The sequence below is a fragment of the Massilia sp. CCM 8734 genome, from assembly GCF_011682155.1.
Lineage (GTDB): Bacteria > Pseudomonadota > Gammaproteobacteria > Burkholderiales > Burkholderiaceae_D > Telluria_A > Telluria_A rubra.
In genome coordinates, this window is record NZ_WHJI01000071.1 from 1 (window position 1) to 19,574 (window position 19,574).

Sequence of the window (19,574 nt, forward strand, 5' to 3'; positions counted from 1 at the left end):
TGGGACGGTCCATATTTCGCCGCTTTCTCGGCCAATAGCTCGCTATTGGCACTGCGAAATCGTCAAAATCTGGCCTCGCCCAGCTATTTTTTCGCTTCGACTCCCCAAGTCCGACAGGCTGCTAGCGTTGGCGGCAACCACGTTACCGATGAGTTTTCCTTCTCCCACAACAGTTGAGCCCGGCGGCATGCGCTGCAGTACTGTACGGGGCAGACAATTTTGTTCTCTGCTTGCATCGCATAGCTCTGCCAGGCGCAGAATCCGGCCTTGGGGAAAAAGTGACGTTGGGCCTGGATGAATGCGTCGCCAAAGCTATACGTGCCAAAAGAAATGATCACGCATCCTTCACGAAGTGGGACGGCGTGGAGCGGGCAACAGGCGTTGGGGTCTTTTCGCATGTAACACTCCGTTCATGTCAATGCCGGCTGCAAGCTTGCGGGCCGGCGGCAAGGATTGTAGCGGAAAACAATCTTCACGATGCCGGACATCACCCAGCGGCGGCGCCCGATGAATTGAGCGCACCTGCGCAACCGGCGTGAGCCGCCAGGACTGTGGTCCCCATCCGGTGTCTCCCCATCCGGTGTCAGGTCTGACATTCGGACACGAGCCCAGCTGCTATTCCCAGCTCAGTTCGTGTCCGTTTGTCAGACCTGGCACCGGCGGTAGGTCCCGCAACATCAGGCAAGGTGACCAGCCGGGCGAGCCGCTTTGTTATCGAGGCTGTACGCACCGGCGCCAAAGGCCACCACTTGCAGCAAGCCACCGGCCATCGCCAGGTTTTTCAGCAGGTGAATCAACTGGTTCTGGTCGCCGATCGCATGGTGGAACACCAGCCCGGTCACGATCGAAAACAACGCCAGGCCCAAGGCCACCAACCGGGTTTTGATGCCCAAGGCGAGCAACAGGCCGCCCACCAGTTCGACCGCGATCGCGATGACCAGGCCGGCCGAGGCGAGCGGCAGGCCCATGGCCTCGATATAGCCAATGGTGGCTCCCGGCGCCATGATTTTGCCGAGCGCGCTGAAGATGAAGATCGCTGCCAGCAGCACGCGGCCGATGAAGGGGATGACGGAAGTATTGTTGGTGGTGGTGTTCATGGTAAGTCCTTTTAATAACGTAGTCAGATTGTTGGGTACAGCACTTACATCAGTTTTGCCGCACGCAGCTGGGCGCCAATACGATCGATTTCTTTCTCGCCCCTGGCCAGCGCTTGCGCATTGGTGTGCACCGAGTAGTTGCCGGTGACCAGTTCATGCGGATGCTTGGGGGCGGAGCCGAGCACGAATTCGGTCCGGCCCTGGGCCACAAAGTTGATTGCACCCTCGCCTTCTTCGAACACCGCCACTTCGCGCTTGACGACGGTGCCCGCTGTTTGCAGCGCGCCGCTGGCGACTGAGACCCAAGCCACGTCGTGGCCGGCGGGCGGCGTGTAGGTCCATTGTTCGCCGTCGGCCAGTGTGACGTGCAAATAGTTGATCGGGGCGCGTGGGCGAATCAGGCTGCTGGCGTCGCCATGGTTGCCGATGATGACGCGGGCCGGGCCATGGCTCTGCACTTGCTGCGGCGCCAGGTACTGGCTTTGCGCGGGGCCGTTTTCATCTTCTTCCGGCAGCGCCAGCCAGAGCTGGAAGCCGGTGACAGGCTGGCCGGGAACCGCGCCGCCGTCGTGCCAGACGCCGCCGCCGGCGCTCATCCACTCCACCCCGCCGGTGGGCAGCACGCCTTCGCTGCCGGTGGTTTCGGTGTAGGCGATGGCACCGTCGAGCACCACGGTGACGGTGGCGATGCCCGAGTGGGGGTGCATGCCCATGTTGCTGCCGTTGGCGCCGAGCTGGAACAGGTCGAGGAAGACGAACGGCTTGATCAACTGGCCGATATCGCCAGGGCTGACCAGGCGGTTGATGCCGCCACGGCTGTGGCCGGCAGAACGTGCTGCCAGTTGACGTTGGGCTACTGCGGTTTGATTGAGTTGCGATTGATTCATGTTCATGGCGTCCTCCGGTGTTGGTTGGTAGTGCATGAGTGAATCTTATGCCTCCTTCACCCATCCAAGAAGCCTATATAATTAGATTGATAGTATCCAAGGAATAGATATATGCTGGACGGGATGTCGATGGACCAGTTGCGCACCTTCATTGCCGCAGCCGAGGAAGGGAGTTTTTCGGCGGCCGGGCGCAAGTTGCGGCGCGCGCAGTCGGTGGTGAGCACGACCCTGGCCAATCTGGAGGCGCAGGTGGGGTTTGCGCTGTTCGAGCGGACCGGGCGTTATCCGCAGCTGACCGAGGCGGGCCGTGCCTTGCTGGAGCTGGCGCGCGCGGCGGCCCACAGCATGGATGAGTTCAAGGCCAAGGCGCGCAGCCTGGCGGAGGGGCTGGAACCCGAGCTGGCCGTGGCGGTCGATGTCATGTATCCGATCGCGCACCTGACGCGCGCGGTGCAGGCCTTTCACCAGGCGTTTCCGTCGACGCCACTGCGGCTGTACGTGGAGGCGCTGGGCGCGGTGCTGCAACCTTTGCTCGATGGCCATTGCCGGGTCGCGGTGATCGGCTCGCTGCCCGAGATTCCGGCCGGCTGCGCGTCCGAATTTCTGCTGAGCGTGTCGGCGGTGACGGTGGTGGCGCCCACGCATCCGCTGGCGGCGCTGAAAGGCATGGTGCCGCGCGCCGCCGCAGCCGAGCAGATCCAGCTGGTGCTGACGGACCGTTCGACACTGACGGCGGGACGCAATTTTGGGGTGGCGTCGACCCAGGTCTGGCGTCTGGCCGACCTGGGCGCGAAGCATGCGTTCCTGCGCGCCGGGCTGGGCTGGGGACATATGCCGCTGCACATGGTCGAGGCCGATATTGCCATCGGCGCGCTGGTGACGATCCAGCTGGAAATGTTCGCCACGGCCGGCCCGGGTTTTTCGATGCATGCGATCCATCTGGCGGACAATCCGCCGGGCCGCGCCGGGCGCTGGTTCATCGACCAGCTGAAACAGGGCTAAGGGCGAATGTCGACCTTGTCGCCCGGGCGCACCAGGTCGTACAGTTCGCGCATCTGCTTGTCGTCGAGGGCCACGCAGCCCAGGGTCCAGTCGCTGCCGGCGCCTTTGCCGTGAATGAAAACATCGCCACCGAGCGGCGTATGCTGGGAGGGCGCGCGGCCCTGCCTGATGGCGGCGTCGATGGCGGCGTACTGCGCGTTTGAGATTACGCCGGACTGGCGGGCGCGCGTGGCGTCGTTCAGGTTGGGGTAGCTGATGCCGAGCGAGAGGTAGTACTGGCTCTGCGGATTTTTATGCGTGATGACGTAGCTTCCCTCCGGCGTCTTGCGGTCGCCCTGGCGCAGCTTGTGGCCAACGGGCGAGCCGCCCAGGCCGATCTTGTAGGTGCGCGTGACGCCGTCGGCCTTGTACTCCAGGAGGCGCTTGGATTTGAAGACGGTGATTTGTGCCGCCCACGCGGGGACGGACAGCGCGCATAGCATCAGGGCCACCGATGCGGCCCGTCCAGTTCGATTAAACATGGTTGTCTCGTTCATTCATTGTGGGGAATTATCGTATCGGGTGCGTTACCACCACGCGCTGCGGAACCAGTCTTTGCGTATGCCGATCAGGAATGCGGGCATCAGAATGAGTATCGCGAGGGTCACAATGCACAGCCACGCTCCCCATATTGGAAACATGAGCATCTGGTGAAGGATGGTGTCGCGCACCGGCGGTTCGTATAGCGGAATGGTCGACAATGACAATAGCATTGCCGCCATCACGCTCAGGCAGGAGACGTAGAAACGGCCCCATGCCACGCGCCGGTACAGGCCGACGATGGTGGCACACAGCCAGATAAAGAAAACCAGCATGATCACATTGTCTGTATCGGCTACAAAGGTCCATCCCGACCAGGCGGCCAGATACGCCAGGACCGCGAACAGAAAGTATTGGGCAAGCCTGGCATACAGCGGCATGTGAAGTGGCATGGAGGGCACTGTGGCGTGGGGGAAGCCGGTGGACGCGCGGCTCAGGCCGGTGAACGCGTGGAGGAAAAAAGGCTGCTGATGGGCGAAAAATAGGCCAGTGCCAAAATGGCGCCCCAGAGCATTGAAAGCAGTTCCGCGAGCACGTAATCGAGCCATGACATGACTGCCGCTCCCGGGACGAACATCACGGTCATGAAAGCCACCGTGGTCACGAGCGACAAGGTCCGGCCCCACGATTTGAACATGAACATGCCGATCAGCCCTGCCATGGAACAGACGCCTAAGAAAAGAGATAGCGACAGGTTCAGCGCCACATTTCCCATGCTCCAATGTACTGGTTCGGCGTCCAATGCCGCCTGCAATTGGGGCGAGATGAGGTTGGGGGTATAGGCGACGGCGACGGCCAGGGCGGTCTCCAGGATGAAGTGCAGGCACAGAAGCAGGCGAAAGCGGTAGGCGGTCATGGTCATGGTCATGGCCACTGCATTTCGACTGCCGCTGCGTTGACCTCTTGATATTGAAGCAGCACACCTTCTTCGGAGGCTTCCAGGGCAATCGCTTCCATGGAATGATTATCAATGCCGCTGCGGGAAACCGAGATGAGATGACGCTCTTGCTGATGCTGTGCGAGTTGATGCATGGAAGTGAGCCTTGGAATTTGACACGTGACAGCAGACTGTCGGTTTTCCAATGTTATTGGAACGATAAGGCACACCTTACCATTTGGCGAATGCGGAACGCAACCCAGATTGCGCTGCTGCCGGCTATTCCGGCACGCCTTACAGCTCAGCATCGGGCAGGTGCCGCCTGGCGTAGGATCGACCACGCGGGTGCCCGCGACTACATCGCCCAGGCCGCGCTGGTCGGCATGTCACAGAACGACGTCGATCACGATGCCGAATACAGGGCAACAATTGGACACACAAGAATTTTACATTGCATAATCTACAAGTCTGAAAATTTGATATGATAACCGGAGTTTATCTATAAATGGTCGAATTCAGGCGAGCAGATGGTCAGGAAAAACCTGTTAACTATATTGAAATCGAAAATGTATTCATTGGACATATTTGATTTAACTTTTCTGGCTTAAAGTGAAAATACGCGCAAAAAATTCGGCGGCGGTGCTGCAGTCAACATACCTGATAGCCGAGATTGTCTGCTAACAAAATAGTCTAATTTGGCAATCATCACTTGGAGAAATCGATTAAAATGAGCAACATGGCGCGAGTAAAAATGCGGCAGCATGAAAAACCCGTCATGAAATATTACGATGATATGGGCCCAGGTCGTGGCAACTGTTCCTGAGGCATCGGGATACTCGAGCACCGCGGCCCATGTACTGCTGAAGAACTGGCGAGACCAGTCACTGTGGTCCAAGTCGAGGCTGAGTTCTCATCCAGAGTCCAGGAGGCTGAGCGAACGGTAGAGCGACGCGTCACCGTAGATCTGACACAAGAACAATTTGATGCGCTGGTGAGCTTCACGTTCAACAGGGGAAGCACCGGTGCGACCCCTGTGTTTGACCTTGTGAACGCGGGTGACTTTGATGGAGCAGCAAATCGAATTTCTAGCGAGGTATACGGCAGGACCAAGAAAAATGGGAAGTCTGTTATGGTTTTATTAAAGGGACTAGTGTCCCGCAGAAAAGAGGAAAGCGCACCATTTCGGGAAAAGAAATGAAGACCTCGTTAGTGACATTGATCAGGCGTCTTTTGGCGCTGGCATTTTTTTTATCAATCGCAGGAAGCGCAAATGCAAAGGATATAAATGATGACATCTATGGTCTTTGGAAGATAAAGTCGATAATGGGCGGGGGAATCAGTAGTTTATCGGAGCATAAAGCACGTTTGTACATAGGGAAAATCGCAATAATCAATGCTGACAAATTTGTTTTTAACGGAAGAACTTGTTTGCATCCACCCTATAGCCGAAGTGTCGAAGATGTCGATAAGTACTTTGATCGCGAATGGCGCGCTGATGTCACTGATACTCCTTTGCCCAACCCGGTAACAATTATTGATGCGAAATGCAATTTTCTTTATCCCATTCGAAAAAACCATATTATGATTGCAGAGGATGGCGTTTTCTTCGAGGCAGTACGAATCAAGAAATAGATATGCAACTCAGCGGCTCAGCAGCTCAAGTCCGGCCCGTCCTTCGGCGGTCCTGACCGCGCGCCCTGGCGTTGCCGCTCCTGGACAACTTTTTCCAGTTCAGCCTTGCGCCCAAGTTAGGCCTGAACCTTCACCAGCAGCGCCGGGTCGATGTTGGTGGCGGCGAGTGCGCCTAGCGGGTTGATGCCATGTCGCTTACAGGGCATGTCCCACGTTTACCAGCGCGACAGCTTGCGTCCTCACACGCGCCACTGCGCTGGAGCTGATGCACACAGGCGGCTGCCAGTCCACACCGGCCACTGCCATTGTTCGGCGCTCATCTGCCAGCATGCCTCGTCCGCCTCCAGCCAGACGAACTGGCCACGATGCAAACGGCGCATGTCCGCCGCCGTCGCCAGCCAGATCGCCTCGTCCGACAACTGCATCACAGCGCACGCATCAATTCCACCGTCGCCGGTGTATTTGTCGAGCGTACCCTTGTTGTCCAGGAGTGATCCGAACATGGTGGTGCTTTCATCATTCGAGTTCATTAGCTTAGCGCACAGCGTTCTGGTCATTGACAAAAAAACGGCACCGGGATTGCTCCTCGGTGCCGTTTTCGTGTGCGCTTAAGCTAGATTACGCTTCGTCGCTGTGCTGTGCCGCCGTGTTGTCTTCCATGGCTTGCAGCTCGGTTGCCATGTTGGCTTTTTCAGCATCCAACAGCGCCTTGCGCTCTTCCACTTCCCACGCCTCTTTTTCCTTCTTGGCGCGGTGGAAGGCCAGACCGGTACCGCCAGGAATCAGGCGGCCGACGATGACGTTCTCTTTCAGGCCGCGCAGACCGTCGCGCTTGCCCATGATCGCCGCTTCCGTCAGCACGCGGGTGGTTTCCTGGAACGATGCGGCCGAGATGAACGAATCGGTCGACAGCGATGCCTTGGTAATACCCAGCAGCACGTTTTCGTACGTTGCAGGGATCTTGCCGGCAGCGATCACGCGATCGTTTTCGTCCAGCAGCTCCGAACGCTCGACCTGTTCGCCGACGATGTAGTTCGCATCGCCCGCTTCCACGATCTGCACGCGGCGCAGCATCTGGCGCACGATCACTTCGATGTGCTTGTCGTTAATCTTCACGCCCTGCAGACGGTACACGTCCTGCACTTCGTCAACGATGTAACGCGCCAGCGCTTCGATACCCAGCAGACGCAGGATGTCTTGCGGATCGGCCGGGCCGTCCACGATCATCTCGCCCTTGTTCACTACCTGGCCGTCGTGTACCAGCACTTGCTTGTCCTTGGTGATCAGGAACTCGTGCTTGTTGCCGTCCATGTCCGTGATTTCCAGACGCTGCTTGCCTTTGGTTTCTTTACCAAACGCAACCGTACCCGTGACTTCCGCCAGCATGCCGGCGTCTTTCGGCGAACGCGCTTCGAACAGCTCGGCAACCCGTGGCAGACCACCGGTAATGTCGCGCGTTTTCTGCGATTCGGTCGGGATACGTGCCAGCACTTCGCCGACCGATACCGATTGACCGTCCTTGACCATGATCAGCGCGCCGACCTGGAAGCCGATCGCCACCGAGTGTTCGGTGCCGGCAATCTTGACTTCTTCGTTGACGTCGTTGAGCAGCTTCACTTGCGGACGCAGCGTTTTGGTCAGCGAACCGCGACGCTTGGCATCGATCGCCACCAAGGTTGCCAGACCGGTCACTTCATCGACCTGACGGGCCACGGTGACGCCTTCTTCGACGTTTTCGAAGCGAACCGTACCGGCATACTCGGTAATGATCGGACGGGTCAGCGGATCCCAGGTTGCCAGGGCCGTACCGGCCTTGATGACCATGCCATCCTTGACGATCAGGGTCGCGCCGTACGGCACTTTATGACGCTCGCGCTCACGGCCATGGTCGTCCGTGATCAGCACTTCGCCGGAACGGGAAATGACGATCTGGGCGCCCTTGCCATTGGTAACGTAACGCATGGTCGCGGTGAAACGGATGGTACCGTTCGACTTCGCTTCCACCGACGAGGCCACTGCCGCACGCGATGCCGCACCACCAATGTGGAAGGTACGCATGGTCAGCTGGGTACCCGGCTCACCAATCGACTGCGCTGCGACAACACCAACCGCTTCGCCAGCGTTGACCATCATGCCGCGGCCGAGGTCGCGGCCATAGCACTTGGCGCACAGGCCGAAGCGCGTTTCGCAAGTGAGCGGCGTGCGCACCTTGACTTCATCGATCGACAGGCGTTCGATTTCTTCGACCATGTCTTCGTCGAGCAGGGTGCCCGATTCGTACAGGGTTTCCTGGGTTTCAGGATTGACGACATCATGCACGTTGACACGGCCGAGGATACGGTCGCGCAGCGGCTCGATGACTTCACCGCCTTCGACCATCGCCTTCATCAGCGCGCCGTTGGTGGTGCCGCAATCGTCCTCGATCACAACCAGATCCTGGGTCACGTCGACCAGGCGGCGGGTCAGGTAACCCGAGTTCGCCGTTTTCAGTGCCGTATCGGCCAGACCTTTACGAGCGCCGTGGGTCGAAATGAAGTACTGCAACACGTTCAGACCTTCGCGGAAGTTCGCGGTAATCGGCGTTTCGATAATCGAACCATCCGGCTTGGCCATCAGGCCTCGCATACCAGCCAACTGGCGAATCTGGGCTGCCGAACCGCGCGCGCCCGAGTCGGCCATCATGTAAATCGCGTTGAACGATTCCTGCGTTGATTTCGTTCCGTCGCGCTTCACGACATCTTCTACTTTCAACTGGTCCATCATCGCCTTGCCGACTTCGTCCGAGGTCTTGCCCCAGATGTCGACGACCTTGTTGTAACGCTCGCCCGCCGTGACCAGACCGGACGCGTACTGCTGCTCGATCTGTTTGACTTCCTGCTCCGCAGCGGAGATCAGGGTGACTTTTTGTGGTGGTACCAGCATGTCGTCGACGCAGATCGAGATACCGGCGCGCGTCGCGAGACGGAAACCGGACTGCATCAGCTTGTCGGCGAACACGACGGTGGCACGCAGGCCGCACTTGCGGAACGACGTGTTGATCAGCTTCGAAATCTCTTTCTTCTTCAGGGCGCGGTTCAGTACGGAGAACGGCAGGCCCTTCGGCAGGATTTCGGACAGGATGGCGCGGCCAACCGTGGTTTCGTAGCGCGTGACGGTGCGCACGAATTCGTCGGTCTCGACATCTTTCGGGTTCTCGACGATACGCACGGTGATGCGGGTCGTCAGTTCGACTTCCTTGTTGTCGTAGGCGCGGATCACTTCCGAAACGTCGGTAAACAGCATGCCTTCGTTCTTGGCGTTGATCGCTTCGCGGGTCGCGTAGTACAGACCAAGCACGATATCCTGGGACGGCACGATCGACGGTTCGCCGTTCGACGGGAACAGGATGTTGTTCGACGCCAGCATCAGGGTACGCGCTTCCATCTGCGCTTCGATCGACAGAGGAACGTGGACCGCCATCTGGTCACCGTCGAAGTCGGCGTTGAACGCCGCGCAGACGAGTGGGTGCAGCTGGATGGCCTTGCCTTCAATCAGGACCGGCTCGAAAGCCTGGATACCCAGGCGGTGCAGCGTAGGCGCACGGTTGAGCATGACCGGATGTTCGCGGATCACGTCTTCCAGGATGTCCCACACGACCGGTTCCTGGATCTCGACCAGCTTCTTGGCGGCCTTGATCGTCGTTGCCAGACCCATCAGTTCGAGCTTGTTGAAAATGAATGGCTTGAACAGTTCCAGGGCCATCAGTTTCGGCAAGCCGCACTGGTGCAGTTTGAGCTGAGGACCGACCACGATGACCGAACGGCCGGAATAGTCGACGCGCTTGCCCAGCAAGTTCTGACGGAAACGACCGCCCTTACCCTTGATCATTTCAGCGAGCGACTTGAGCGGACGCTTGTTGGCGCCGGTCATCGCTTTACCGCGACGGCCGTTATCCAGCAGCGAATCGACCGCTTCTTGCAGCATGCGCTTTTCGTTACGCGTAATGATTTCCGGAGCGCGCAATTCCATCAGGCGCTTCAGGCGGTTATTACGGTTGATGACGCGGCGATACAGGTCGTTCAGGTCGGAGGTCGCAAAGCGGCCGCCGTCCAGCGGTACCAGCGGACGCAGTTCCGGCGGCAGCACTGGCAGCACTTCCATGATCATCCAGTCCGGCTTGATGCCCGAACGCTGGAATGCCTCGAGCACTTTGAGGCGCTTGGCGTATTTCTTGATCTTCGCTTCGGACTTCGATTCCTTCAGTTCCACGCGCAGGGCTTCGGCATCGCGGTGGATGTCGATCGAGCGCAGCAGTTCACGGATACCTTCGGCGCCCATGAAGGCCGTGAAGTCGTCGCCGTACTCTTCGTACTTGGCGGCGTAGTCGTCTTCCGACATGATCTGGCACTTCTTGAGCGGGGTCATGCCAGGATCGGTGACCACGTAAGCTTCGAAGTACAGAACGCGTTCGATATCGCGCAGGGTCATGTCGAGGACCATGCCCAGACGCGACGGCAGCGATTTGAGGAACCAGATGTGCGCGGTTGGCGAAGCCAGTTCGATATGGCCCATGCGCTCACGGCGCACCTTGGCCAGCGTGACTTCGACGCCGCACTTTTCGCAGATCACGCCGCGGTGTTTCAGGCGCTTGTACTTGCCGCACAGGCACTCGTAGTCCTTGATAGGACCAAAGATCTTGGCGCAGAACAGACCGTCGCGTTCTGGCTTGAAGGTACGATAGTTGATGGTTTCCGGCTTTTTGACTTCGCCGTAGGACCACGAACGGATTTTTTCAGGCGACGCCAGACCAATCTTGATCGCGTCGAACGTTTCGTTTTGCTGAACTTGCTTGAATAGATCGAGCAGTGCTTTCATGTATCACTCCAGGTGATTGAATTTCTATGTTGCAACTTCCGCCGTCGCCACCGGACCAAGGTCGCTCTCGGCGGGGGCCCAAGTTCGTGGCTGAATCACAAACTTGGATCCCCGCCTGCGCGGGGATGACGGGCGCAGGCGGGGACGACGGGCGCTGGCCTATTAGTTACGTTCCAGGTCGATATCGATACCCAGCGAACGAATCTCTTTCACCAGCACGTTGAACGATTCCGGCATACCCGCGTCGATCACATGGTCGCCTTTGACCAGGTTTTCGTACACTTTGGTACGGCCGTTCACGTCATCCGACTTGACGGTCAGCATTTCTTGCAGCACATACGATGCGCCGTACGCTTCCAGTGCCCAGACTTCCATCTCACCGAAACGCTGGCCACCGAACTGGGCTTTACCGCCCAGTGGCTGCTGCGTTACCAGCGAGTAAGGACCGGTCGAACGCGCGTGCATCTTGTCGTCGACCAAGTGGTGCAGCTTCAGTACGTGCATGTAGCCAACAGTTACCTTGCGCTCGAACGCTTCGCCGGTGCGGCCGTCGTACATCGTGACCTGGTTCTTCGACGGTGTCATGCCGAGTTTGGTCGCGATATGGTCAGGATACGCCAGGTCCAGCATGCGATGGATTTCCGACTCGTGCGCACCGTCGAACACAGGCGTCGCGAAAGGCACGCCGTTCTTCAGGTTTTGCGCCAAGGTCATGATCTCGTCGTCGCTGAAGTTGTCCAGGTCTTCCGTCTTGCCGGTTTCGTTGTAGATCAGGTTCAGGAACTTGCGCATTTCCACGACCTTGGCTTGCGCTTTCAGCATTTCGCCGATACGCAGGCCCAGGCCCTTGGCTGCCCAACCCAAGTGGGTCTCGAGAATCTGACCGACGTTCATCCGTGACGGCACGCCCAGCGGGTTCAGTACGATGTCGGCCGGGGTACCGTCCGCCATGTACGGCATGTCTTCGACCGGCACGATACGGGAAACCACACCCTTGTTACCGTGACGACCGGCCATCTTGTCGCCCGACTGCAGGCGGCGCTTGACGGCCAGGTAGACTTTGACCATCTTCTGCACGCCAGGTTGCAGTTCATCGCCCTGGGTCAACTTCTTGCGCTTCTCTTCGAAGGCCAGGTCGAACTGGTGACGCTTCTCGGCGATCGATTCCTTGATCGCCTCTAACGCCGTGGCGGCATCGTCGTCGGCTGGACGGATATCGAACCAATGGTACTTGTCGAGGTCGTCGAGGTACTCTTTGGTGATCTTCACACCCTTGGCCAGCTTTTTAGGGCCGCCATTGACAACTTTGCCAATCAGCATTTTTTCCAGACGCTGGAAGGCATCGCCCTCCACGATCCGCATCTGGTCGTTCAGGTCGAGGCGGAAACGCTTGAGTTCATCATCGATGATCTGCTGGGCGCGCTTGTCGCGGACGATGCCTTCACGGGTAAACACTTGCACGTCGATCACGGTGCCGACCATGCCCGAAGGCACGCGCAGCGAGGTGTCTTTGACGTCCGATGCCTTCTCGCCGAAAATCGCGCGCAGCAGCTTTTCTTCCGGGGTCAGCTGGGTTTCGCCTTTTGGCGTCACTTTACCGACCAGGGTGTCGCCTGCTTGCACTTCAGCACCGATGTAGACGATGCCGGACTCATCCAGACGAGCCAGCTGGTTCTCAGCCAGGTTCGAGATGTCGCGCGTGATTTCTTCGGCGCCGAGCTTGGTATCGCGTGCGACCACCGACAACTCTTCGATGTGAATCGAGGTGTAGCGGTCGTCTTTCACGACGTTTTCCGAGATCAGGATCGAATCTTCGAAGTTCAGACCGTTCCATGGCATAAATGCCACCAGCATGTTCTGGCCCAGGGCCAGTTCGCCCAGGTCGGTCGAGGCGCCATCGGCGATCACGTCGCGCCTGGCGACGCGGTCACCGACCTGCACGATCGGACGCTGGTTGATGTTGGTGTTCTGGTTGGAACGGGTGTACTTGATCAGGTTGTAGATGTCCACGCCGACTTCGCCCGCGAGTGCTTCGTCGTCGTTGACGCGAATCACTACACGGCCCGCATCGATGTAATCGACCACACCGCCACGCAAGGCTTGCACGGTGGTGCCGGAGTCGACTGCCACGGTGCGTTCGATACCGGTACCGACAAACGCTTTTTCAGGGCGCAGGCAAGGAACGGCCTGGCGCTGCATGTTGGCGCCCATCAATGCGCGGTTCGCATCATCGTGTTCGAGGAACGGAATCAGCGAGGCTGCGACCGACACGATCTGGCCTGGGGCAACGTCCATGTACTGGATGCGCTCCGGCGAGACCAGGATCGTTTCGCCGGCTTCACGTGCGGACACCAGTTCATCGGACAAAGTGCCTTCGGGCGAGATGGTCGCGTTCGCCTGGGCGATGATGTAGCGGCCTTCTTCGATCGCCGACAGATAGTCGATCTTGTCGGTGACCATGCTGTTTTCGACCTTGCGGTACGGCGTCTCGAGGAAGCCGTATTCGTTCAGGCGGGCAAACAGAGCCAGCGAGTTGATCAGACCAATGTTCGGTCCCTCTGGCGTTTCGATCGGGCACACGCGGCCGTAGTGGGTCGGGTGCACGTCGCGCACTTCGAAGCCGGCGCGTTCGCGGGTCAGACCACCAGGTCCGAGCGCGGAGACGCGGCGCTTGTGGGTGATTTCCGACAGCGGGTTGGTCTGGTCCATAAACTGCGACAGCTGGGACGAACCGAAGAACTCGCGAATCGCGGCCGAAATCGGCTTCGAGTTGATCAGGTCGTGCGGCATCAGGTTGTCCGCTTCGGCCTGGCCGAGACGTTCCTTGACGGCGCGCTCAACGCGCACCAGGCCGGCGCGGAATTGATTCTCCGCCAGCTCGCCCACGCAACGTACGCGACGGTTACCCAGGTGATCGATATCGTCGACTTCGCCGCGACCATTGCGCAGTTCCACCAGGATCTTGATCACGGCCAGCACGTCGTCGTTCGACAAGGTCATGGCGCCGGTCAGTTCATCACGGCCGATGCGGCGGTTGAACTTCATGCGGCCGACGGCCGACAGGTCGTAGCGCTCAGGGCTGTAGAACAGGCCGTTGAACAGGGCTTCGACCGAGTCTTCCGTTGGCGGCTCGCCTGGACGCATCATGCGGTAGATGGCGACCTTGGCGGCCATCTGGTCGGCGGTGTCGTCGATACGCAGGGTTTGCGAGATGTAGCCACCCTGGTCGAGATCGTTCGTGTACAGGGTCTGGATTTCGCTGACCGACGCGTCGCGCAGGCGGCCGAGCACGTCTTCGGTCAACTCGTCGTTGGCCGAAGCGATGACTTCGCCGGTATCGGCATCGACGATGTTCTTGGCCAGCACGCGCCCCAAAAGGTAATCTTCTGGCACCGAAATGTGCTTGATGCCGGCCGCTTCGATATCGCGCACGTGCTTGGCGTTGATACGCTTGTCTTTCAGCACCAGGGTCTTGCCGCTCTTGTCCACGATGTCGAAACGCGCCACTTCACCACGCAGGCGTTCGGCGACGAATTCCATCTCGGCGCCTTCGGAGCGCAGGTTGAAATTGTCGAATACGAAGAAGTTCGCCAGGATCTGTTCGTGCGACATCCCGATGGCCTTCAGCAGGATCGTCACAGGCATCTTGCGGCGACGGTCGACGCGGAAGAACAGGATGTCCTTCGGATCGAACTCGAAGTCCAGCCACGAGCCGCGGTACGGAATGATCCGTGCCGAGAACAGCAGCTTGCCCGACGAGTGGGTCTTGCCGCGGTCGTGTTCGAAGAACACGCCAGGCGAACGGTGCAGCTGCGAGACGATGACACGCTCGGTACCGTTGATGACGAACGAGCCGGTGGTCGTCATGAGCGGCAATTCGCCCATGTAAACTTCTTGCTCTTTCATTTCCTTGACCACAGGCTTGGTCGGCGATTCTTTATCCAGAATCACCAGGCGCACCTTGGCGCGCAGCGGCGACGCGAACGTCAGGCCACGCTGTTGGCATTCCTTGACGTCGAAAGCCGGGTCACCCAGGACATACGACAGGAATTCGAGACGCGCAAAACCATTGTGCGACACGATAGGGAAAATCGAGGTGAAAGCCGACTGCAGGCCGTCGTTCTTGCGGGTCGACGGGATGGTATCCGCTTGCAAGAAATTCTCGTAGGATTCGAGCTGTGTAGCCAGAAGGAAGGGAACGTTGTGAACGTTGGCGCGCTTCGCGAATGACTTGCGAATGCGTTTCTTCTCAGTAAATGAGTAGTGCATGGACACTCCGTGAGTGACAGAAAGGATGAGAATTCAGGAATTTCCAGGGCCGGGCGCGCACTAGAAAGGCCTCAAGTCTCGAACTTTATGCCAGGTGATAAGAAGATAATACGAATACTACCGGGTGCTGCTTAAGCGTTACTTATACGACAGGGACGACAAAAGAGCCAAAGCCGCATCCTCCCCCTTTCGGGGGAGGACCGCAAGCTTTGACTCCGGCGCAGAACTGAACGCCAAATAAGGCTTTGTTGCTATTACTTGATTTCGGCTTTCGCGCCAGCATCTTCCAGCTTTTTCTTGCCGGCTTCAGCGTCAGCTTTCGAGATCGCTTCTTTAACGGTTTTTGGTGCGCCATCGACCAGGTCTTTAGCTTCTTTCAAGCCCAGGCCGGTGATTTCGCGAACTGCTTTAATGACGCCAACTTTGTTCGCGCCGAAATCAGCCAGAACCAGGTTGAATTCGGTCTGCTCTTCTTTTTCAACAGCTGCTGCACCGCCGCTGCCGCCAGCAACTGCAACTGCAGCTGCCGATACGCCGAATTTTTCTTCGAATGCCTTGACCAGGTCGTTCAGGTCCATTACGGACATTTCGCCAACTGCTGCCAGGATGTCGTCTTTGCTGATTGCCATTTGAAACTCCATTTATTTTGTGGAGGACAGGGCCGCTGTGCGGCAATGCCCTCTAATACGTTGTATAGATTGGTATTGACTAAAAAAAGTGCAAGGGTAATCGCGAACGATTACGCTGCTGCTGGGGCTTCTTCTGCTGCTGCAGTTTCTTCTGCGGCAGGAGCGGCGCCTTCGCCTTTTTTCGCTGCCAGGGCAGCCAGACCACGTGCAAAGCTCGACACCGGCGTCAGCATCAGACCCAGGATCTGGGAGATGAGGACTTCACGGCTAGGAATGCTTGCCAACGCGACAACAGCTGCTTTATCCAGCTGTTTGCCTGCGTAGTTACCTGCGGTAATAACCAGTTTGTCGTTGGTTTTAGCAAAGTCAGCGATGACTTTAGCTGCAGCAACGGCATCATCCGAGATCGAGTAGATCAGCGGACCGACCATCGAGTCGGCCAGGTTAGCAAACTGCGTACCTTCAACGGATTTGCGAGCCAGCGTGTTCTTCAGAACACGCAGGTACACACCCTGGGTACGCGCTTTGGCACGAAGTTGCGTCAAGTGACCAACCTGGATGCCACGATATTCGGCCACGACGATCGTTTGCGCAGTTGCTACTTTTGCGGAAACTTCGGCGACGACGGCCTTTTTGTCATTCAGATTGAGACCCACGGTCAACCTCCTAAAATGATACGCGGCAAATGCCTTGCATCGGTTCGAACAACGGCGTCCGACGTTTAGAAGTACAACTGAGCGGATGAATTCACGCAGCGGGACTAACAAAACTTGCTCGGGTGCACCATCTGCGTTGGGTGGTCTATTAACCTCCGGCCTGCCTGCTGCCTTCAGCCCAACGGTCTTTGATTGTCTGCCAGGGCTTCGCAACCCGGACATCCCAAAGAGTCGCCACGGTTTGCACCGTGGACTTAATTCTTTATTACGCTGCCAGGGAAGCCTGGTCGACGCGAACGCCGGCGCCCATGGTCGACGACAGTGCAACCTTACGCAGGTAAACACCTTTCGACGACGTTGGCTTGGCCTTGTTCAGTGCATCGATCAGCGCAACCAGGTTGGCTTTCAGGTCAGCGTCAGCGAACGATTTACGGCCGATCGTTGCGTGGATGATACCTGCCTTGTCGGTACGGTACTGGACCTGGCCGGCTTTCGCGTTTTTCACCGCGGTAGCGACGTCAGGAGTAACAGTGCCGACTTTCGGGTTAGGCATCAGGCCGCGTGGTCCCAGGATCTGGCCCAGGGTACCAACGATACGCATGGTATCTGGCGAAGCGATGACGATATCGAAAGGCATGTTGCCGGCTTTAACCATCTCAGCCAGGTCTTCCATACCAACGATGTCGGCGCCGGCTGCTTTAGCTTGCTCGGCTTTGTCGCCGGTTGCAAATACTGCAACGCGAACGGTCTTGCCGGTGCCTGCTGGCAGAACGACGGAGCCGCGCACGACTTGATCCGACTTCTTAGGATCCACGCCCAGCTGAACCGATACGTCGATCGATTCGTTGAACTTGGCGGTGGCGAATTCTTTCACCAGAGCGACTGCATTGTCGAAACCGTAGGACTTGTTACGGTCAACTTTGGCTTTGATTGCTTTAACGCGTTTGGACAGCTTAGCCATTACAGACCCTCCACCGTGATGCCGATCGAACGAGCGGAACCGGCGATGATGCGCACTGCGGCATCCATGTCGGCAGCGGTCAGATCCGGCTGTTTGATTTTAGCGATTTCTTCAGCTTGAGCGCGGGTCAGCTTGCCTACCTTGGTGGTATGTGGCGTTGGCGAACCTTTGGTGATGCCGGCGAATTTCTTGATCAGGTAGGTCGCTGGGGGCGTCTTCATCACGAACGTGAAGGACTTGTCGGCGAACGCGGTGATCACGACCGGAATTGGCATACCTGGCTCTTGACCCTGGGTCTGGGCGTTGAACGCCTTGCAGAATTCCATGATGTTCAGGCCGCGCTGACCCAGTGCTGGGCCAATCGGTGGGGATGGGTTTGCTTTACCAGCTGGCACTTGCAGCTTGATAAAACCAATGATTTTCTTTGCCATGATGGCTCCTATCTTGGATTGAGTAGTAGCGCCCCGCCGGTACAATCATGGCAGAGCTCCTCTTACCGGATTTCGCTCAACCACCGCGGCGCTCCGATTAGGCGCTACCGCCGCCCCGCCACCGTCGCCCCCGCGAAGGCGGGGGCCCAAGTTAGCTGCGTAGACGACGGCGCCAAACTTGGATCCCCGCCTGCGCGGGGATGACGGCTTTCAGGACAACGGGTATTAAACTTTTTCGACCTGGCCGAACTCGAGTTCGACCGGCGTTGCACGACCAAAAATGGTCACCGACACGCGCACTTTGGATTTCTCGTAATTGACTTCTTCGACGTTGCCGTTGAAGTCGGTGAACGGACCATCCTTGATACGCACTTGCTCGCCCACTTCGTACAGCACTTTTGGACGTGGCTTCTCGATGCCTTCTTGCATCTGCTGCATGATCTTGTCGATTTCGCGCGCGGGAATCGGCGTCGGCTTGTTCGACTTACCGCCAATAAAGCCGGTGACCTTGCTGGTGTTCTTGACCAAGTGCCAGGTCTCGTCCGTCATTTCCATTTCAACCAGCACATAGCCTGGAAAGAAACGACGTTCGGTAACCGACTTCTGGCCATTCTTGACTTCGACAACTTCTTCGACCGGCACCAGGATGCGGCCGAACTGTTCTTGCATACCGGCGCGTTCGACGCGCTCGGTCAGTGCACGCATGACACTTTTTTCCATGCCGGAATAAGCGTGCACAACGTACCAGCGCTTGTTACTGACTGGAACGCTCAGCGCTGCGACAGCTTCTTGCGCAGGCACTTCTTCGCCTGGCACTGGAGCGGCGCTCGCATCATCTTGCACATTTTCGCTCATGTTATTTCCAACCCAGGATCACGTCGTACAACAGAAATTCAATCGTCTTATCCGTGCCCCACAGGAACAGCGCCATGACGGTCACAAACGCGAACACGATACCGGTGATCTGCATTGCTTCTTTGGGAGCGGGCCAGACGACTTTTTTGGTCTCGCGAACCGATTCCTTGGCGAAGCTGAGGAATTCACGGCCACTGGACGAAGTCCACAAAAGCAGGACGGCAAAAACTAAACCAGCCGCGAGTGCGACGGCGCACATCCAAGCTGGTTTACTTTGGCCTTTCAGGTAGAAAAACCCGACGACCCCTGCAATCGCGGCAACCACTGCCAGCGCGACTTTAAACTTGTCGTTTGACGTGCTGACGGTTTGCACGGATTGATTAGACATACGTTTTTACTTTCGGTGCCCTGCACCAGAACGGTGGCAGGGACGGAGGGCATCGAACCCCCAACCTTCGGTTTTGGAGACCGACGCTCTGCCAATTGAGCTACGTCCCTACGTAAAACTTCAGTGGAATCAGAAATTATACCATCGTGCGGCCGCTGATGGCAATCCCTGATTTCGGCGGGGCGCCGGACGCATGTCCGGGCCCGCCCTTACTAATTACTTACCAGCGACTTCGCTGAGAATCTTTGCAACAACACCTGCACCAACGGTACGGCCACCTTCGCGGATTGCGAAACGCAGGCCTTCTTCCATCGCGATCGGGTTGATCAACTTGACGGTGATCGACACGTTATCGCCTGGCATAACCATTTCTTTGTCCGCTGGCAACTCGATCGAACCAGTCACGTCCGTGGTACGGAAGTAGAACTGTGGGCGATAGTTGTTGAAGAACGGGGTG

The 19,574-nt window shown here is 57.9% G+C and carries 18 protein-coding genes, 1 tRNA gene and 1 pseudogene; 3 read left to right on the plus strand and 17 right to left on the minus strand.

Annotated features, from left to right (window positions below; genetic code table 11):
• Positions 1-677: 677 nt before the first annotated feature.
• Together F2P46_RS34205 and F2P46_RS34210 are read right to left on the minus strand one after the other, a co-directional pair.
• Positions 678-1,097 (minus strand): DoxX family protein, encoded by a 420-nt coding sequence (locus tag F2P46_RS34205; protein WP_208296895.1) that lies wholly within the window; start codon positions 1,095-1,097, stop codon positions 678-680.
• A gap of 44 nt (positions 1,098-1,141) precedes the next feature.
• The gene (locus tag F2P46_RS34210; RefSeq protein ID WP_166898781.1) at positions 1,142-1,990 is read right to left on the minus strand and encodes a pirin family protein; all 849 of its coding nucleotides are present in this window, start codon (positions 1,988-1,990) and stop codon (positions 1,142-1,144) included.
• A gap of 105 nt (positions 1,991-2,095) precedes the next feature.
• Here F2P46_RS34210 and F2P46_RS34215 point away from each other — a divergent pair, with 105 nt between their 5' ends.
• A complete protein-coding gene (locus F2P46_RS34215) occupies positions 2,096-2,986 on the plus strand; it encodes a LysR family transcriptional regulator (protein ID WP_166898783.1) in 891 nt (296 codons plus the stop codon).
• On the opposite strand, the gene F2P46_RS34220 is transcribed toward F2P46_RS34215, so the two are convergent.
• The 4 genes from F2P46_RS34220 to F2P46_RS34235 are packed head-to-tail and all read right to left on the minus strand — an operon-like array spanning position 2,983 to position 4,597.
• Entirely contained in the window at positions 2,983-3,507 is a 525-nt protein-coding gene (locus F2P46_RS34220; RefSeq protein WP_166898784.1) for a murein L,D-transpeptidase family protein, read from the minus strand. The two genes, F2P46_RS34215 and F2P46_RS34220, sit on opposite strands and share 4 nt — an antisense overlap.
• Before the next feature lie 45 nt (positions 3,508-3,552).
• On the minus strand, positions 3,553-3,945 hold the full coding sequence (locus F2P46_RS34225; protein ID WP_166898786.1) for a hypothetical protein: 393 nt from the start codon (positions 3,943-3,945) through the stop codon (positions 3,553-3,555).
• A gap of 53 nt (positions 3,946-3,998) precedes the next feature.
• Positions 3,999-4,433 (minus strand): hypothetical protein, encoded by a 435-nt coding sequence (locus tag F2P46_RS34230; RefSeq protein ID WP_166898788.1) that lies wholly within the window; start codon positions 4,431-4,433, stop codon positions 3,999-4,001.
• On the minus strand, positions 4,430-4,597 hold the full coding sequence (locus F2P46_RS34235) for a hypothetical protein (protein ID WP_166898790.1): 168 nt from the start codon (positions 4,595-4,597) through the stop codon (positions 4,430-4,432). The genes F2P46_RS34230 and F2P46_RS34235 overlap by 4 nt, the downstream gene beginning before the upstream one ends.
• Positions 4,598-5,328: 731 nt before the next feature.
• Here F2P46_RS34235 and F2P46_RS38930 point away from each other — a divergent pair.
• Both F2P46_RS38930 and F2P46_RS34245 read left to right on the plus strand, forming a co-directional pair.
• On the plus strand, positions 5,329-5,640 hold the full coding sequence (locus tag F2P46_RS38930) for a lysozyme (protein ID WP_166898791.1): 312 nt from the start codon (positions 5,329-5,331) through the stop codon (positions 5,638-5,640).
• A complete protein-coding gene (locus F2P46_RS34245) occupies positions 5,637-6,074 on the plus strand; it encodes a hypothetical protein (RefSeq protein ID WP_166898793.1) in 438 nt (145 codons plus the stop codon). Before F2P46_RS38930 ends, F2P46_RS34245 begins: the two co-directional genes overlap by 4 nt.
• 239 nt (positions 6,075-6,313) lie before the next feature.
• On the opposite strand, the gene F2P46_RS34250 is transcribed toward F2P46_RS34245, so the two are convergent.
• The 11 genes and pseudogenes from F2P46_RS34250 to F2P46_RS34300 all read right to left on the minus strand — a co-directional run.
• The gene (locus F2P46_RS34250; RefSeq protein WP_166898794.1) at positions 6,314-6,577 is read right to left on the minus strand and encodes a transposase; all 264 of its coding nucleotides are present in this window, start codon (positions 6,575-6,577) and stop codon (positions 6,314-6,316) included.
• Between the two features lie 115 nt (positions 6,578-6,692).
• Positions 6,693-10,928 carry a DNA-directed RNA polymerase subunit beta' gene (rpoC, locus tag F2P46_RS34255; protein ID WP_166898796.1) on the minus strand — a complete coding sequence of 1,412 codons (4,236 nt, stop codon included), beginning with the start codon at positions 10,926-10,928 and terminating at the stop codon, positions 6,693-6,695.
• 162 nt (positions 10,929-11,090) lie between these two features.
• The gene (gene rpoB, locus F2P46_RS34260; protein ID WP_166898798.1) at positions 11,091-15,197 is read right to left on the minus strand and encodes a DNA-directed RNA polymerase subunit beta; all 4,107 of its coding nucleotides are present in this window, start codon (positions 15,195-15,197) and stop codon (positions 11,091-11,093) included.
• Between the two features lie 254 nt (positions 15,198-15,451).
• Positions 15,452-15,826 carry a 50S ribosomal protein L7/L12 gene (gene rplL / locus F2P46_RS34265; protein WP_166898800.1) on the minus strand — a complete coding sequence of 125 codons (375 nt, stop codon included), beginning with the start codon at positions 15,824-15,826 and terminating at the stop codon, positions 15,452-15,454.
• Positions 15,827-15,936: 110 nt separating this feature from the next.
• Positions 15,937-16,482 (minus strand): 50S ribosomal protein L10, encoded by a 546-nt coding sequence (gene rplJ / locus F2P46_RS34270; protein WP_166898802.1) that lies wholly within the window; start codon positions 16,480-16,482, stop codon positions 15,937-15,939.
• Between the two features lie 265 nt (positions 16,483-16,747).
• On the minus strand, positions 16,748-17,443 hold the full coding sequence (gene rplA, locus F2P46_RS34275; protein ID WP_166880641.1) for a 50S ribosomal protein L1: 696 nt from the start codon (positions 17,441-17,443) through the stop codon (positions 16,748-16,750).
• A complete protein-coding gene (gene rplK / locus F2P46_RS34280) occupies positions 17,443-17,874 on the minus strand; it encodes a 50S ribosomal protein L11 (protein ID WP_054265745.1) in 432 nt (143 codons plus the stop codon). Before rplK ends, rplA begins: the two co-directional genes overlap by 1 nt.
• A gap of 225 nt (positions 17,875-18,099) precedes the next feature.
• Positions 18,100-18,729, minus strand: coding sequence for a transcription termination/antitermination protein NusG (nusG, locus tag F2P46_RS34285; RefSeq protein ID WP_166898804.1), 630 nt, complete (start codon positions 18,727-18,729; stop codon positions 18,100-18,102).
• A gap of 1 nt (position 18,730) precedes the next feature.
• The gene (gene secE, locus F2P46_RS34290) at positions 18,731-19,117 is read right to left on the minus strand and encodes a preprotein translocase subunit SecE (protein WP_126077281.1); all 387 of its coding nucleotides are present in this window, start codon (positions 19,115-19,117) and stop codon (positions 18,731-18,733) included.
• Positions 19,118-19,151: 34 nt separating this feature from the next.
• A tRNA-Trp gene (locus F2P46_RS34295) sits at positions 19,152-19,227 on the minus strand.
• A 106-nt stretch (positions 19,228-19,333) separates the two neighbouring features.
• A pseudogene (locus tag F2P46_RS34300) lies at positions 19,334-19,574 on the minus strand (elongation factor Tu); the annotation flags it as partial.

Excerpts from the sequence above, each read along its gene's own strand:
- F2P46_RS34205 (WP_208296895.1), bottom strand. The coding sequence starts at position 1,097 with ATGAACACCACCACCAACAATACTTCCGTCATCCCCTTCATCGGCCGC.
- F2P46_RS34210 (WP_166898781.1), bottom strand. The coding sequence starts at position 1,990 with ATGAACATGAATCAATCGCAACTCAATCAAACCGCAGTAGCCCAACGT.
- F2P46_RS34215 (WP_166898783.1), top strand. The coding sequence starts at position 2,096 with ATGCTGGACGGGATGTCGATGGACCAGTTGCGCACCTTCATTGCCGCA.
- F2P46_RS34220 (WP_166898784.1), bottom strand. The coding sequence starts at position 3,507 with ATGTTTAATCGAACTGGACGGGCCGCATCGGTGGCCCTGATGCTATGC.
- F2P46_RS34225 (WP_166898786.1), bottom strand. The coding sequence starts at position 3,945 with ATGCCGCTGTATGCCAGGCTTGCCCAATACTTTCTGTTCGCGGTCCTG.
- F2P46_RS34230 (WP_166898788.1), bottom strand. The coding sequence starts at position 4,433 with ATGACCATGACCATGACCGCCTACCGCTTTCGCCTGCTTCTGTGCCTG.
- F2P46_RS34235 (WP_166898790.1), bottom strand. The coding sequence starts at position 4,597 with ATGCATCAACTCGCACAGCATCAGCAAGAGCGTCATCTCATCTCGGTT.
- F2P46_RS34245 (WP_166898793.1), top strand. The coding sequence starts at position 5,637 with ATGAAGACCTCGTTAGTGACATTGATCAGGCGTCTTTTGGCGCTGGCA.
- F2P46_RS34250 (WP_166898794.1), bottom strand. The coding sequence starts at position 6,577 with ATGTTCGGATCACTCCTGGACAACAAGGGTACGCTCGACAAATACACC.
- rpoC (WP_166898796.1), bottom strand. The coding sequence starts at position 10,928 with ATGAAAGCACTGCTCGATCTATTCAAGCAAGTTCAGCAAAACGAAACG.
- rpoB (WP_166898798.1), bottom strand. The coding sequence starts at position 15,197 with ATGCACTACTCATTTACTGAGAAGAAACGCATTCGCAAGTCATTCGCG.
- rplL (WP_166898800.1), bottom strand. The coding sequence starts at position 15,826 with ATGGCAATCAGCAAAGACGACATCCTGGCAGCAGTTGGCGAAATGTCC.
- rplA (WP_166880641.1), bottom strand. The coding sequence starts at position 17,443 with ATGGCTAAGCTGTCCAAACGCGTTAAAGCAATCAAAGCCAAAGTTGAC.
- rplK (WP_054265745.1), bottom strand. The coding sequence starts at position 17,874 with ATGGCAAAGAAAATCATTGGTTTTATCAAGCTGCAAGTGCCAGCTGGT.
- nusG (WP_166898804.1), bottom strand. The coding sequence starts at position 18,729 with ATGAGCGAAAATGTGCAAGATGATGCGAGCGCCGCTCCAGTGCCAGGC.
- secE (WP_126077281.1), bottom strand. The coding sequence starts at position 19,117 with ATGTCTAATCAATCCGTGCAAACCGTCAGCACGTCAAACGACAAGTTT.